This window comes from Emticicia sp. BO119 (assembly GCF_013912375.1).
In the GTDB taxonomy this organism is placed as follows: Bacteria; Bacteroidota; Bacteroidia; order Cytophagales; family Spirosomataceae; genus Emticicia.
Genome location: NZ_JACETV010000001.1, coordinates 1,215,028 through 1,229,107, shown reverse-complemented (window position 1 = coordinate 1,229,107; position 14,080 = coordinate 1,215,028). Strand labels below are relative to the sequence as shown.

Annotated in this window: 12 protein-coding genes; 7 read left to right on the top strand and 5 right to left on the bottom strand. The window is 37.1% G+C overall.

Annotated elements, in window-relative coordinates; genetic code table 11:
- The first annotated feature begins 64 nt into the window (after positions 1-64).
- Positions 65-1,024, top strand: coding sequence for an alpha/beta hydrolase (locus tag H1R81_RS05325; protein WP_181839625.1), 960 nt, complete (start codon positions 65-67; stop codon positions 1,022-1,024).
- Between the two features lie 181 nt (positions 1,025-1,205).
- On the opposite strand, the gene thrA is transcribed toward H1R81_RS05325, so the two are convergent.
- Positions 1,206-3,665, bottom strand: a complete 2,460-nt coding sequence (gene thrA, locus H1R81_RS05320; protein ID WP_181839624.1) for a bifunctional aspartate kinase/homoserine dehydrogenase I — start codon at positions 3,663-3,665, stop codon at positions 1,206-1,208.
- Between the two features lie 409 nt (positions 3,666-4,074).
- Between thrA and H1R81_RS05315 the strand changes: the two genes are divergently transcribed.
- Both H1R81_RS05315 and H1R81_RS05310 read left to right on the top strand, forming a co-directional pair.
- The gene (locus H1R81_RS05315) at positions 4,075-4,386 is read left to right on the top strand and encodes an autorepressor SdpR family transcription factor (protein WP_181839623.1); all 312 of its coding nucleotides are present in this window, start codon (positions 4,075-4,077) and stop codon (positions 4,384-4,386) included.
- Positions 4,387-4,429: 43 nt separating this feature from the next.
- Positions 4,430-5,047 (top strand): hypothetical protein, encoded by a 618-nt coding sequence (locus H1R81_RS05310; protein ID WP_181839622.1) that lies wholly within the window; start codon positions 4,430-4,432, stop codon positions 5,045-5,047.
- Here H1R81_RS05310 and folP read toward each other — a convergent pair.
- Positions 5,019-5,894, bottom strand: coding sequence for a dihydropteroate synthase (gene folP, locus H1R81_RS05305; protein WP_229251051.1), 876 nt, complete (start codon positions 5,892-5,894; stop codon positions 5,019-5,021). The two genes, H1R81_RS05310 and folP, sit on opposite strands and share 29 nt — an antisense overlap.
- A gap of 89 nt (positions 5,895-5,983) precedes the next feature.
- Between folP and H1R81_RS05300 the strand changes: the two genes are divergently transcribed.
- From H1R81_RS05300 to H1R81_RS05290, 3 genes are all read left to right on the top strand, one after another.
- Positions 5,984-6,535, top strand: coding sequence for a DUF1599 domain-containing protein (locus H1R81_RS05300; protein WP_181839621.1), 552 nt, complete (start codon positions 5,984-5,986; stop codon positions 6,533-6,535).
- 99 nt (positions 6,536-6,634) lie between these two features.
- Entirely contained in the window at positions 6,635-7,744 is a 1,110-nt protein-coding gene (locus H1R81_RS05295) for a BT_3928 family protein (protein WP_181839620.1), read from the top strand.
- A gap of 37 nt (positions 7,745-7,781) precedes the next feature.
- A complete protein-coding gene (locus H1R81_RS05290) occupies positions 7,782-8,306 on the top strand; it encodes a shikimate kinase (protein ID WP_181839619.1) in 525 nt (174 codons plus the stop codon).
- An 89-nt stretch (positions 8,307-8,395) separates the two neighbouring features.
- On the opposite strand, the gene H1R81_RS05285 is transcribed toward H1R81_RS05290, so the two are convergent.
- Both H1R81_RS05285 and H1R81_RS05280 read right to left on the bottom strand, forming a co-directional pair.
- Positions 8,396-9,928 (bottom strand): hypothetical protein, encoded by a 1,533-nt coding sequence (locus H1R81_RS05285; RefSeq protein ID WP_181839618.1) that lies wholly within the window; start codon positions 9,926-9,928, stop codon positions 8,396-8,398.
- 239 nt (positions 9,929-10,167) lie between these two features.
- A complete protein-coding gene (locus H1R81_RS05280; RefSeq protein ID WP_181839617.1) occupies positions 10,168-11,448 on the bottom strand; it encodes a hypothetical protein in 1,281 nt (426 codons plus the stop codon).
- Positions 11,449-11,779: 331 nt separating this feature from the next.
- Here H1R81_RS05280 and proS point away from each other — a divergent pair, with 331 nt between their 5' ends.
- On the top strand, positions 11,780-13,255 hold the full coding sequence (gene proS, locus H1R81_RS05275; protein WP_181839616.1) for a proline--tRNA ligase: 1,476 nt from the start codon (positions 11,780-11,782) through the stop codon (positions 13,253-13,255).
- A 99-nt stretch (positions 13,256-13,354) separates the two neighbouring features.
- On the opposite strand, the gene H1R81_RS05270 is transcribed toward proS, so the two are convergent.
- The gene (locus H1R81_RS05270; RefSeq protein WP_181839615.1) at positions 13,355-13,741 is read right to left on the bottom strand and encodes a DUF1003 domain-containing protein; all 387 of its coding nucleotides are present in this window, start codon (positions 13,739-13,741) and stop codon (positions 13,355-13,357) included.
- Positions 13,742-14,080 lie beyond the last annotated feature (339 nt).

Genomic DNA, 14,080 nt, shown 5'->3' with positions numbered 1-14,080 from the left:
ATTTGGAATACATTTTTGAACACAACTTATAAGAATCACAGCACACATCTAAATAATTAAAATCATGAAAAGTATCATATATGGATTCCTTATAACTTTCTCTCTGATTACTCTTAGTTCATGCGAGGTAATAGAAGACCTGAAACCATCGAAAGATGATAAAACTCAGACTGATACCACTACTACTGGTACTAATAATCCGACAACTCCAACAACCCCGACTAATCCGAATAACCCTCCCCAATCAGATTATATTGAAGCAACTGCACAAGATCTGATGCACCAGGCTTACGGACCGGACGACCTGCAAAAGTTTGATATTCATATACCAGCCAAAAGGTCTCCTACTAAAACAAAAGTTGTTATAATTCTCCATGGAGGATCATGGAAAGAGTTAGATAAAGGTTTCATGAAAAACTATGTAAGCCAGATTAAAGATAAGGGAGACAACTGGGTAATTGTAAACGCCAACTACCGCCTTACATTCCAGAATGGTATTAAATATGATCAGCAAATACAGGATTTAGGTACACTTATCAATAAGATTCTCTCGATGCGGCAGCAGTATAGTTTCTCTGATAAAATTTACTTTATCGGGGCAAGCGCAGGAGGACATTTAGCCTTGGCTTATTCTTATACAGTAGATAAATCGAAATATGTGAAAGGTATTTCTGTGATTGCTGCCCCAATAGACCTTACCTCAGATAAAATACGTGTAGGGGAATTCGGACAGGACATTGAAAATTTAATAGGCCAGCCCTATAGTACTAATCCTGACGCGTTTAAAAGGGCCAGTCCACGCTATCAGGTAACTAAAGTTTCTCCTCCAACTATTATGTTTTATGGTGGTAAAGATGACTTTATCCCGTCTGATCAGGGAGAATTTTTAAGACAGCAACTCCAAGCCAATGCTGTTATCAATTCTTACAACTTCTATCCTGAGCAAGGACACGAATGGATGTTATTAAGCGAAACCATTGATAAAACTCTGGTCTTCTTTGGTGACGATAATACACGAAATTAACTATCGATATATATAAATACAAGAAAGCCTCCCTGGTTGAATCCAGGAGGCTTTTTTATTGAGGAATATCCAGACCTTTGATTTAACTGATTTGATGATTACACCGAAATCAGGATTTTGAAATGATTTCATAAAAGCTTGTTACCTGAAACTAAACAATCAGGAAAATCGGAGTTCAAGACTACACCAAATAGCTACTAATGCTCATGATATCTGCAAAAACACCAGAGGCCGTTACTTCTGCTCCTGCACCGGGTCCTTTTATAACCAGTGGATTGTGTTTATAACGCTCGGTTGTAAAAGAAACAATATTTTCTGAACCTGCCAGATTAAAGAATGGATGCGTACGTCCAACGGTTTTCAGCTCAATAGTCACCTTTTCTTCATCTAAAGTTGCTATGTATCTTAGTACTTCATCTTTTGCTTCTGCTTCTGCCAGGAGTTTTTCAAATCTGCTGTTATCTTTTTCTAACTCCACAAAAAACTCATCAACCGTTTTTGCTTGCAGACAAGCGTCATTCAACAGATTAATGATTTTCACATCATCAGGCTCTAATTTCAAACCACATTCTCTTGATAAAATCAATATTTTCCGTGCAACATCTTGTCCACTTAAATCATCTCTTGGATCAGGCTCGGTATAACCCTTGGCTTTGGCTTCACGAACCACATCCACAAACCTGTCACCTGACTTGAAATTATTGAAGATATATGCCAATGTACCGGATAATACCGCCTCAATTTTATGAATCTTATCGCCGCTGGTTATCAGGCCTTGTAAAGTATTGATAATTGGCAGACCAGCCCCTACGTTCGTTTCGTACAGAAATTTTACTCCATGCTTTTGGGCTGCTTTCTGCAACATAAAATACTGTTCGAACTTACCTGAATTGGCTACCTTATTAGGAGTTACAATTGAAACGCTGGCACTTAGCAATGAATAATAGTATTGTACAATATTTTTGTCAGCGGTGCAATCCACAAATACACTATAAGGTAGGTTTAAATCCTGTACATCAGATATAAATGAACCAATATTTGCAATTTCACCATTTTCTAATAATTCCTCTTTCCAGTTTTCAAGGCTAATTCCAGTTTCATCTAAAAGCATTTTTCTGGTATTGGTAATACCTACCAACCTGATATTAAGATTCTTGCGTGATTTCAGATAATCTCTTTGCTCACGAATCTGGCGTAAAAGCGTACTACCTATTAACCCGGTAGCACCCACTAAAAACAGATTGAGAGTAAGACCATCAACCTGAAAGAATGTTTCATGTATGGCGTTCAGGGCTTTGCCAATATCTTTTTTGTAGATAACTACAGATATATTGAGCTCTGACGAGCCTTGAGCTGTAGCAACAACGTTAATACCGTTTTTACCGAGTACAGAGAATAATTTACCTGAAATACCTGAACTCGACTTCATGCCCTCTCCTACTACTGCCAACACCGATAAGTTTTGTTCTATAGTTATATTATCGAGTAGTCCTTGTGCTATTTCAGTGGCAAACCCTTCTTCTAATATTTCTTTTACACCATAAGCAGATTTTGGATCTACTGCGAAACAGATGGAATGTTCTGATGATGCCTGAGAAATAAGAATAACACTGATTTTATTTTTTGCCAGAATGGAAAACAATTTGGCAGAGATACCTGCTACTCCAATCATTCCGCCTCCTTGCAGGTTTACCAAAGCAATATCGTCAATAGACGAAATTCCGGTAATTGAATACTCTTTGGTTTCAGCAGTTTTACTTATAAAAGTTCCCGTATGCTTATGATCAAAGGTATTCAGAATCTTGATTGGGATATTCTTATAAAAAGCGGGTGTCAGGCTTGGGGGATAGATTACTTTTGCTCCGAAGTGCGATAATTCCATTGCCTCTGCATAAGTAATGGTTGGTATTGTAAAAGCATTTTTTACCTTACGAGGGTCTGCTGTCATCATTCCGTTTACGTCAGTCCATATCTCGATAATCGCTGCGTTCAGGGCTGCACCAAAAATAGAACCAGAGTAATCGGAGCCACCCCGACCAAGGGTTGTTGTTACTCCGTCAATTGTAGAACCTATAAATCCGGTAATACATTGCAGTTTATTAGTCTGGGCAAAATGCTTGCGGATCAGTTCATTTGTTAATTCAAAATTCACATCTGCATATCCAAATACATCGTTGGTTTTTATTACCTTACGTGAATCTAAAAATTCCGCATCAATGCCCCTGTTCTTAAGTGTTTCTGTGATGATTGTAGTTGATAACCTTTCTCCAAAGCTAACTATCAAATCAAGGGTACGTAAAGATAACTCTTTAATCAGGAAAACACCCCTTAACAAGTCTTCAAGTTCATTGAATAAGCCTTTAACCTTAGCAATTGCTCCGCTTTGATTTTTTATATCTATAAGACCTCTCACCGCATTAAAATGGCGTTCTTCTAATGTGCGGAGCTGTTCCAGATACTCAAGGTCTGAGGCAGATGCCATTTTTCCTACTTCAATCAGACGGTTGGTTACCCCACCCATCGCAGAATATACTACTGCAATTTTAAGGCCCTCATCAAGGTTTTCTTTGATAATCTGAATAACCTGATTTATACTTTCTACTGTTCCTACAGAAGTACCTCCAAATTTTAAAACTTTCATTATCTTAAATCATTGAGTAATTAATGATGAACGGCGAATGATAAACAAATAATTGCAGTATGGTTTTTAGTATCGTTAAAAATTATTTTTTTCAGATATTCACTAATTCGCAACCCGTTAAACCGCTTTTATTCCCAAACCATCATTGCTTGTATTCTTAAAAAAATACCCCACTTCTGTTAAGAATGGGGTTGTATATTGATGAAGTGTCTGCAAATATAATGATTTATATACGATTTCAAGGTATTAAGCTATAAAATTGTGTTTTTCAAAGAATTGTCTCGGCTATCTAACTTCCATTTAGAAGATTATCTAAATATTTAAGCAATAAAATTTGAATATTCCAGAATTTATTCATTAATTCGTACCTTAACATTTGTTCAATAAACTTATTTGTCATTTAATACCAATGAATAATTTATTTAAAGCATTAAACGACTCTACTCGCCGTGAAATTTTAGAGATGCTTAAAGACGGCGATATGACTGCTGGCGACATTGCTGAACGCTTCGACATGACCAAACCAAGTATTTCTCATCACCTCGACTTACTGAAACAGGCTGATCTGGTAGCCTCTGTAAAAAAGGGACAGTTTATTTATTATTCTTTGAATATGACTGTGATGGACGAAATTCTTGCCTGGTTTATTCAGTTTAAACCCGCCCCGACCGAAAAACCAAGAATCCGTCTGCAAGTAAATCCCCGTACAATTACCGATTGAAAACGATACTGTAGCGTACACAACTATCTAATTGCAGACTGTCATGAAACGCAAATTGTTATTCGAAATCCTGATTATTGGCATCGCATTAGCCCCCTTTATTTATTTGCTATTCAGTTGGAATCCTGAAATGCTTGCGGGGCAAACCAGAGTTATACTATTATATTGTTTTGCTACGATGCTTTTCTATTTTTTGCCATTAATTATGCAATATTTAGATAGCAAGAAACCCAATGCAGATTTTTTAATACGAAGTGACAAACGCATCAGGCTCATCTGGTCGTCTTATCTTGCGGCCTTAGGTTTTATTCTCTTTTACTATATCCTGCACTATTCAGAGGGTGAAAGCATTCCACCGCGTTATCTTGGTGTGGCTCTATCATTATTTTTATTTGCCAGTGGCAACTTTCAATCTAATCTCCATCCAAGCAGTGCGTTTGCTGGTAATGGCTGGTTCTCAAGAGATTACGAAGAAAAAAATTACCGTCAATTACAGCGATTTACTGCTCGCTTGTTTTTCTGGGTAGGTATCGCTGGCACAGTTTTCTTCTTGTCTTTTACCGAGAGCCGGTTGGTTTCCTGGGGGCTGGTATTTATTGGTGCGGTTATTTTCTACGGTATTGTTATACGTCTTATCCGAAATGTGGTTGCAAGTAGGTAGCTTCAAATAATTTTATTGCTTCAACAGCCTCTTTTACATCATGAACTCTTAATATGTGTGCGCCGTTGATCAAGGCTATCATATGAAGGGCAGTAGTTCCATTCAATGCAGCACCGGCATCTATATTAAGTGTCTTATAAATCATTGATTTCCTTGAAATACCTATGAGTAACGGTAAGTCAAAAATCTCAAAAGCCGATAAACTCCGCATCATTTCAAAACCTTGTTTTGGCCCTTTGGCAAAGCCAAACCCTGGATCAATAATGATGTCTTTTACCCCTAATTTCCTTAATTCGAAAACTTTACTTTGCAATTCACTAATAACATCAATCGTTACATTTCTGTACTGATTAAGGCTGGTCATTGTTTCAGGGTTCCCCCGGCTGTGCATTAATATATAAGGTACTTCGAGGTCTGCAACAGTCTGAAACATTTCCACGTCTAAATTTCCGCCCGAAATATCGTTAATAATAGCTGCACCTGCTAAAATAGCTGCTTTAGCAACCTCACTACGAAAAGTATCAATAGAGATAATGGGATTATCGAAATGTTTAATAATTGCCTCAATTATGGGCAAAACCCTATCTTTTTCTTGACTTACACTGATTTCTCTGGCATTCGGACGGGTTGAGTACCCACCAATATCAATAAAACTGGCTCCATCATTTATCATTTTTGCAACCGTATCAATAACTAACTGAGAGTCAGGTTCATAACGGCTTCCTGCAAAAAAAGAATCAGGGGTGATATTAAGTACACCCATTACTTTAGGTTCAGATAAATCAAATAGGTGTCCACCAGGAAGCTTCATCTGATAGCTTTTTGTATGGTTAAACTCAAATGACATTTGTTTATAGTGCCGAAGTTTTATAGTTTTGCAATAATAGACTATTATATTCAGAAATCCTTAAATTTATCCTTTTTTGGAGTGCGGGCATGAACCAGACCGAAATCGAATACCGAAATATTATAAAAATTTGTCAGGAGCTTTTCGAGAAAAAAAACAAAGATTATGGGACTTCCTGGCGGATACTCCGGCTTCCAAGTATTACGGATCAGATTTTTATAAAAGCCCAACGTATCAGAACAATTCAGAATAACGGATTCAGTAAGGTTGATGAGGGGGAAGTACCAGAATTTATAGGTATTATCAATTATTGTGTTATGGCACTTATACAGCAAAAACTGATTGATAACACCAAAATCGAAATTCCGTTTGAGGAATTGCATGAATTGTACAATCAGGAAATTGGTGAGGTAATGGAATTGCTTTTCAACAAAAATCACGATTACGGTGAAGCATGGCGCGATATGCGGGTAAGTTCAATGACCGATATTATTCTGATGAAACTATTCAGAATAAAACAGATAGAAGATAACCAGGGCAAGACAATTGTTTCGGAGGGCATTAAAGCCGGGTATCAGGATATTATTAACTATGCCGTTTTTTGCTTAATCAAACTTGGACAAGCGCAGAGTCAGCAATAGATTTCCTTTATGTTTAACAAGTGATTAACAATTGGCTTTACTCCTGCACATTATATTTGCCTGATTGTTACTGATACTGAAACTATACCTTATTCATTTATGAAACTCATTTCCCAAATCGCACGCATCATTGTAGGTGTTATATTCATTTTTTCCGGTTTTGTTAAGGTAGTTGATCCAGTTGGCACAGGTATCAAACTGGAAGAATATTTTGAGGTTTTCTCTCAGGATATTCCAGACTTAGAGAGCTTCTTTATGTTTTTTGCTCATAATTCTCTGGTACTATCGCTTATTTTTTGTGCTTTAGAAGTCATTTTAGGGGTGGCTACACTTCTCTCCTACCGAATGAAAATTACATCTTGGCTACTTTTAGGAATTATTGTATTTTTCACTTTTCTGACTTTCTACTCTGCTTATTTCAATAAAGTAACAGACTGTGGTTGTTTTGGTGATTTCTTAAAACTAAAACCCTGGACATCGTTCAATAAAGATATATTCCTTACAGTTCTTATACTCATCATCTTCATATTCAGAAATACATACAAGGATTCAAATTTACATGCAGTAATGGCAATCGCAACGCTGATATCCTTCGGAATAGGTATCTATGCTATTCTTTATTTACCTCCTATTGATTTTTTACCATACGCCATAGGCAAAAGTATTCCTGACCAGATGAAACCAACAGGCATTAAACCCATATTTGAATATACTTTTCTGAATAAGAAAACTGGGAAGGAAGAAAAATCAAATGAGTTCCTGATGGACACCACCACTTATAAATATGTATCTTCTATTACCTTGAATGATGATAAAGTAAAGCCTAAAATTACCGACTATTTTGTGAATGATTCACAAGGAAATGTCTATACTGATTCAACATTTACAGGCAATAAACTATTATTTATTTTTAAGAAAATCAAAGATGTTGATAAAGATGAGATTTCTGAAATTAAAGCTTTAGGAAAAAGTGTTGAAGGTACTAATATTGAACCAATGATTCTGACTTCGGCCATACAAAGCGAATTTGAGGAGTTTCGTGTAGCAAATAATTTAACAACTCCCTATTTTACTGCCGATGCTACAGTTTTAAAAACAATGGCGCGAACAAATCCATGTGTGATTTTGTTACAAAATGGAGTGGTAAAAGGAAAATGGGGAAATCATAGTATTCCTGATAAGGCTACAATTGCAGATAAATTAAAATAAATACAGATACTCATTATATTACGCCCAAACAGACAGAATGACGACGAATATTTTTTTAGTTGGTATGCCTTCTTCAGGTAAAAGCACTTTGGGAAGGCAATTAGCCAGGAGTTTAGGATATGAATTTGTTGACTTAGATGCCAGAATTGAAATTGCGGAAGGAAAGAAAATTTCAGAGATATTTGCCCTAAATGGTGAAGAGTATTTTCGGAAAGTGGAGAATCAGCAGTTAAAAAAAATACAAAAAGATATGCGTTTGGTAGTGGCCACAGGAGGTGGAGTACCTTGTTTTCTGGATGGGCTTGACTACATAAAGGCGAATGGAATAAGTATTTTTCTTGATGTAAAACCTGCACGTTTATTAGAAAGGATGCAATTATCCAAGAAAAATGAAAGACCATTGTATGACCTCGAAAATAAAGATTTATTAAGTACACTTTCCGACAAATACAACGAACGTCTTCCTTTCTACACAAAAGCTGATATTACCATTGAAGGTGATACAGAACCCAATGCTATATTATGGATATTAGAGGCTGAATTTGCTAAAAAGATTCAATAAAACAGAAATGACAACTCCAAAGGGGTTGTCATTTCGCTTTCAATCTATTTGTATTTCATTAGTTATTGCAAATCTTTGTAAGACTATTATCAGAAAAAAGTCCCTATCGAAACCACAAAACTTGTACCTTTAGTTGTCAGATTAGCCGAACCATAGTTTTGAGGATTACTCAACTGATATGGTGTATATGCTCCTTTAAACTGATTAAATACGCCAGCTAAATCAATAAAGAATTTTGATGACCGATACCCGAATCCACCTGTAAATAAAGTTTGAGCACGATTAAGTTTATCAACTTTTTGTTTGTAAGTATCAGGCATATACTTTGCCCCGGCTCTTACCCTTATATTCTGAATACGATATTCTGCTCCAACTTTAATATTCACAACGTCATTATAAGCACTTTTGATAGCCCTCTTCTGGTCAGAGCTCCATGAATTGTCCTCAGGGTCTTTAATTCCCATACTGCTATAGCCGACATATTCAGCATCAGCGGTAATAAAACCTGCCTTATTCGGAAAGAAAAAAGTCGCTCCGCCACTTGCTTTCAATGGAGTAGTCAATGAGTAAGAAAATACATTTTCATCAGTGGCAATATTGGTTGTGGCCGAAGTTGGAATAATTCCGTTTCCTGCTTTGGGGTCAATTATCACGTGTGAGTTATAAATTTCGCTCACACTAATCCATGAAGGGGTAGTTAAACTGGCACCAATACTGATATTTTCGGTTGCTTTAAAAATAGTTCCTAAAGAGAAATTAACTCCGCTACCACGCACATATAAGTCTTCTCCGTATTCAAATCCATTGAAAACCACCCCAGTAGGGAAACGTTCATTATGTGTAGTTACATTTTCATAGTTCAGCCGAACAAAGCCGATACCTAAACCAATGTAGGTTTTATCATCAAAATTTATCCCGTAACCTAAATTCCATTGACTTGTTGATCCTGTAGATGAAATATCACCGATTTGATCCACTGGCAATTTCGTTTCTAATTTACGATAAGGAGCCCCACCTCCTGACACCGGATCTATCAGATAAGCCTGATAATACATAGCAGTAGCGGTAGCGGCAGTTCCTGAGTTTGGGTCATATTCGTCATCAAGCACACCAGAATCTGCACCTCTTTGTGTTGCTCTTTCAGCAAAAAAATCTGCCATTGAACTACGCTGATTTGTTCCTGAATATCTGAAATCAGACAAATAACTATTTTGTCTTGAATAAGTGATTGCAAAAGCTGACCGTTTTTTACGAGTACCAATACCGCCGTTACTAAATATGAGTCCTAATTGACCAATATTCGGACTGGTTGTGCTTCTACTAAATTGGGAACCTGCATAAACCGATGAAGTATTAACAGAGTTAAGTACAGGTGTAATACTGAGTTCAGACCGATTATAAAAACCTAAACCGGCAGGGTTTGTGTAGTTGTTAGTAGCATCAGCACCTAAAGAAACATATCCGCCACCTAAACCCTGCATACGGGCAGAGCCGGAAATTTTCGTTTCAGAGAATCTGAAGGCATCTTCACCATAAAAATGCCCGCCTAAACTCAATTGCGCCTTAGCTCCGATTCCTCCCATCAATAGAGAAGTTGTAATCAGAATGCGTGAGATTTTCATTTTTTTAAAAAACTTTATGATTGAAGAATTGAAACCTGGATAAAATCCGAGTAGTTGTTTTATCATTCTTCCTGATTAAGGGTACATTTATCAAAGTAAATTTCTCAATAGAAAACCTCGCCAAACAGTTATGATTCAGCGAGGTTTCTGAATATTTTAACAGTATAATAACGCGTTATTACGTTTACTCTTACCGAGCTTAACAAACCTTCTGCACTAATTGTTTGAAAAGTGTAATACTATCTTGGTCCGCGGCTACTACCACCGCTACTGCTACCTCCACGAGAGCCACCACTACTTGAGCTGCTGCTGCTACTGCTTGAACTACGGCTTGGGCTGCTCCAGTTTGAGTTAGATGATGAAGAACCTCTCGACCAGCTATCAGAACCTCTTGAGTTACCACTACCATTTGACCAGCTATTTCCTGATGAACGAGAAGAGCTGTTTGAAGGTCGGCTATAATCATAAGATCTCGTTGAATTTCCACTATCATAACCGCCATTTCTGCGTGGACGTGCATAGTAGGCATCATTACCTGAACTTGAACGAGAATTATTACGGGTATTATTGAACGACGAATTATCTAAACCGTTTCTTCTTGGTGTTGCATAGTATCCGTCATTACCAGAATAACTTCTTCCTGTATTTGAACCCGAATAAGTTCTTGCATTTCCATCTGCACGACGACCACCGTCATTAGTTCTGATAGCAGTATTATTAAAGCGGTCATTATAAAATGCCGAACCTCTGCCGCCATCACGCGGGCCATAAGTACGAGTTTTAGCTAAGCCACCCACACCCGAAGTAACATTGTAGGCATAACCAGGGTATCCGTAATAGCCACCATAGCCGTAACCATAGTAGTCATAAGGGCTATAAAATGAATTATAGTATGAATATGGGCTATAAAAAGGGCTGTAAAACGGGCTATACCATGAACTATAATAAGGGCTATACATACCACCACCCCAGAATGGGTCATAGAAACGATTGCCAAAACCACCATAGCCAAGGCCACCGTAGCCTAATCCATAACCTAAACTTAAGCCAAGACTAAAGCCACTGCCATATCCACCATATCCTCCGAATGAATTGTATCCAAATGGTGAGTAGTAGCCAAAACGGCTGAATGGGCTTGCCCAACCCATCGGTTGGCTCCAAGCGTAATCGTTCCAGCCTGATTGATAACCATCAGAGAATCCTGAAGTGTACCCGGGATCAGATGAATAACTGCGTTGTACTTTACGAGAGTTTACATAGTTCTCATCGTAGTATTCGTCAGTTCCTTCGGTCTGAACAGGCGTTTCTTCTCTTTGGTAACGAAGGTTATCTGTATAGTCAGGATTTTGATAAGAAGTTGAAGGTTGTGAAGATGTTCTGTAAGTTACCTGAGGGGCATCTTTCGATGAGCCGTAAAGATCATCGTAATCACCTTTCGTAGCAACTTGTTTTTGACTACAACCCCAAGTACCCAAAAGCACCGCGACCGACAGATACCTGAAAGATTTGAAAGTGTTCATTTTATCTTTAAGAATTAATTGTGAACTAAAAATAAACTTCATCTATGTAAATGATGCTTGAGCGAGGGAAAAGGTTGTATGTACTAATAAAAAAATAACAAAATTTTCACAAACGTTCTTTTGCACATCACATTTATTTGTTCAGACTACCGGCTACCTAAAAGTAACCTAATTATCTATGACAAACTTAATATAAAAACTTATCTTTGCAAGCCAATCTATATGAAAGTTTAATTAAAATCAGTAAAGATTGTGCTTTTCATAGATATTAACGAAAATCTTATCTATTAGATTCATTGCATTAATAAAAGTTTAATTTTTTTCAATAATTATGAGTAAAGGGCTTCCAAAACGTAGTGAGAATTATTCGGAATGGTATAACGAATTAGTTAAACGAGCTGATCTGGCTGAAAATTCAGCGGTAAGAGGATGTATGGTTATCAAACCTTACGGGTTTTCAATCTGGGAAAAAATGCAACGTGCTTTAGACGATATGTTTAAAGAAACGGGGCATACCAATGCCTATTTCCCACTTTTTGTACCCAAAAGTTTGTTTGAAGCAGAGGAAAAAAATGCCGAAGGATTTGCCAAAGAATGCGCTGTAGTGACGCATTATCGCCTCAAAAACAATCCTGATAAACCCGGCTCCCTGATGGTTGACCCTGAAGCTAAACTGGAAGAAGAATTAGTAGTTAGACCAACGAGCGAAGCTATTATATGGAGTACTTATAAAAACTGGATACAATCGTACAGAGACTTGCCTATTCTGATTAATCAATGGGCAAACGTGGTTCGTTGGGAAATGCGCACCCGTATGTTTCTGCGTACAGCAGAATTTTTATGGCAGGAAGGCCACACGGCTCATGCTTCAAGTGAAGAGGCAATGGCAGAAACCAAACAAATGCTTGATGTTTATGCCACTTTTGCTGAAGAATTTATGGCTGTACCAGTAGTGAAAGGCTTTAAATCAGCTAATGAACGGTTTGCCGGTGCAGAAGAAACCATGTGTATTGAAGCTATGATGCAAGATGGAAAAGCTTTACAGGCAGGTACTTCTCATTTTCTGGGTCAAAACTTTGCTAAAGCATTTGATGTAAAATTCCAGTCAAAAGAAGGGAAACTTGACCACGTATGGGGAACATCATGGGGTGTTAGTACTCGTTTAATGGGTGCATTAATTATGGCACACTCGGACGATAATGGATTGGTATTGCCTCCAAAATTAGCTCCGATTCATGTAGTAATTGTTCCTATTTACAAAGGAGATGAAGACCTGTCTGCTATTAAGGATACAATGATGCCAATTGTAAAAGAATTGAAATCGTTTGGCATTACTGTAAAATTTGATGATAGCGATGCACAACGTCCTGGCTGGAAATTTGCTGAGTACGAACTGAAAGGGGTTCCAGTGCGTATGGCAATAGGCATGAGAGATTTGCAAAACGGAGTAATTGAAGTAGCCCGTAGAGACACGCTGACCAAAGAAACACGTTCTCTCGATGGAATTGCTTCTTATGTGAAGGATTTATTGAATGAAATTCAGACAAGTATCTATCAGAAAGCTCTTGATTTTAGAAAAGAAAACTCTTTTGAAGTAAATACCTGGGACGAATTTAAGGAACAAATTGAGAATGGAGGTTTCTTACATTGCCATTGGGACGGCACTTCTGAAACAGAAGAAAAAATCAAGGAATTAACAAAAGCAACTATTCGTTGTATCCCGTTAGATGTCAAAGAAGAAGAAGGTACTTGCATTTTAACGGGCAAGCCATCTAAGAAACGTGTAATTTTTGCCCGAGCATATTAAATATAACGAAAGGCGGATATCCGGTTCGCCTTTCGTGCTTTTTTGAGTATGGTCCTCAGAATACCTCTACCCTTCTTTTACAGATAAACAAATAGAATCTTACTTTGCCTTTGTTAACTCTTCATGATATTTGATCAACAAATCTATCTTCCTGTGCAGGCTTCTGATCTCTTCTTCTGCTTTCTGATTAATCCTTAAATCTTCTTTGGCTCTTTCCCGATCTTTCTCCTCCTGACGATTCTGACTCATCATAATTAACGGAGCTTGCAAAGCAGCTACGCAAGAAAGAATAAGATTCAGGAGAATAAATGGATAAGGGTCAAACCCTTTATTACTTAGCCAGTAGATATTAAATGAAATCCAGACTAATAAAAATCCCATAAAAGACAGAATAAAAGTCCAGCTACCACCAAAATCTGCAATTTTGTCAGCCATTCTATCGCCAAAACTCAGGGCTTTCTCATCTTCAATTAATTTCTTCTTCATTCAATGTTTAGATTTTACCCCTAAATTATTAATTTTTTCTAAATAATTTCAAGCAGTAAATTCGTATTACTAAACTAAAAATGAGAGCTATTAATAATCATAATCGATTTCTGATCAGGAGATAAAAATTACAAAAAATCAGGTTAAAAGATATTGCCTGGCCAAGTGAACGCACAAAAACATAATAACCTATAAACCAGCATTTTACAAAAAATATACCTGACAAAAATTGCTTTTTTTAAACATAAACTCCTAAAAACAAAAACAATTGCAGAACTTTGTAAATTAAATAAGTATAAACATTTAATCATTTTAATACTTTACTTTATACCAAAAAAA

Bases quoted from the DNA above. Each gene is read 5' to 3' on its own strand.
- H1R81_RS05325 (WP_181839625.1), top strand. From the start codon at position 65: ATGAAAAGTATCATATATGGATTCCTTATAACTTTCTCTCTGATTACT.
- thrA (WP_181839624.1), bottom strand. From the start codon at position 3,665: ATGAAAGTTTTAAAATTTGGAGGTACTTCTGTAGGAACAGTAGAAAGT.
- H1R81_RS05315 (WP_181839623.1), top strand. From the start codon at position 4,075: ATGAATAATTTATTTAAAGCATTAAACGACTCTACTCGCCGTGAAATT.
- H1R81_RS05310 (WP_181839622.1), top strand. From the start codon at position 4,430: ATGAAACGCAAATTGTTATTCGAAATCCTGATTATTGGCATCGCATTA.
- folP (WP_229251051.1), bottom strand. From the start codon at position 5,894: ATGTCATTTGAGTTTAACCATACAAAAAGCTATCAGATGAAGCTTCCT.
- H1R81_RS05300 (WP_181839621.1), top strand. From the start codon at position 5,984: ATGAACCAGACCGAAATCGAATACCGAAATATTATAAAAATTTGTCAG.
- H1R81_RS05295 (WP_181839620.1), top strand. From the start codon at position 6,635: ATGAAACTCATTTCCCAAATCGCACGCATCATTGTAGGTGTTATATTC.
- H1R81_RS05290 (WP_181839619.1), top strand. From the start codon at position 7,782: ATGACGACGAATATTTTTTTAGTTGGTATGCCTTCTTCAGGTAAAAGC.
- H1R81_RS05285 (WP_181839618.1), bottom strand. From the start codon at position 9,928: ATGAAAATCTCACGCATTCTGATTACAACTTCTCTATTGATGGGAGGA.
- H1R81_RS05280 (WP_181839617.1), bottom strand. From the start codon at position 11,448: ATGAACACTTTCAAATCTTTCAGGTATCTGTCGGTCGCGGTGCTTTTG.
- proS (WP_181839616.1), top strand. From the start codon at position 11,780: ATGAGTAAAGGGCTTCCAAAACGTAGTGAGAATTATTCGGAATGGTAT.
- H1R81_RS05270 (WP_181839615.1), bottom strand. From the start codon at position 13,741: ATGAAGAAGAAATTAATTGAAGATGAGAAAGCCCTGAGTTTTGGCGAT.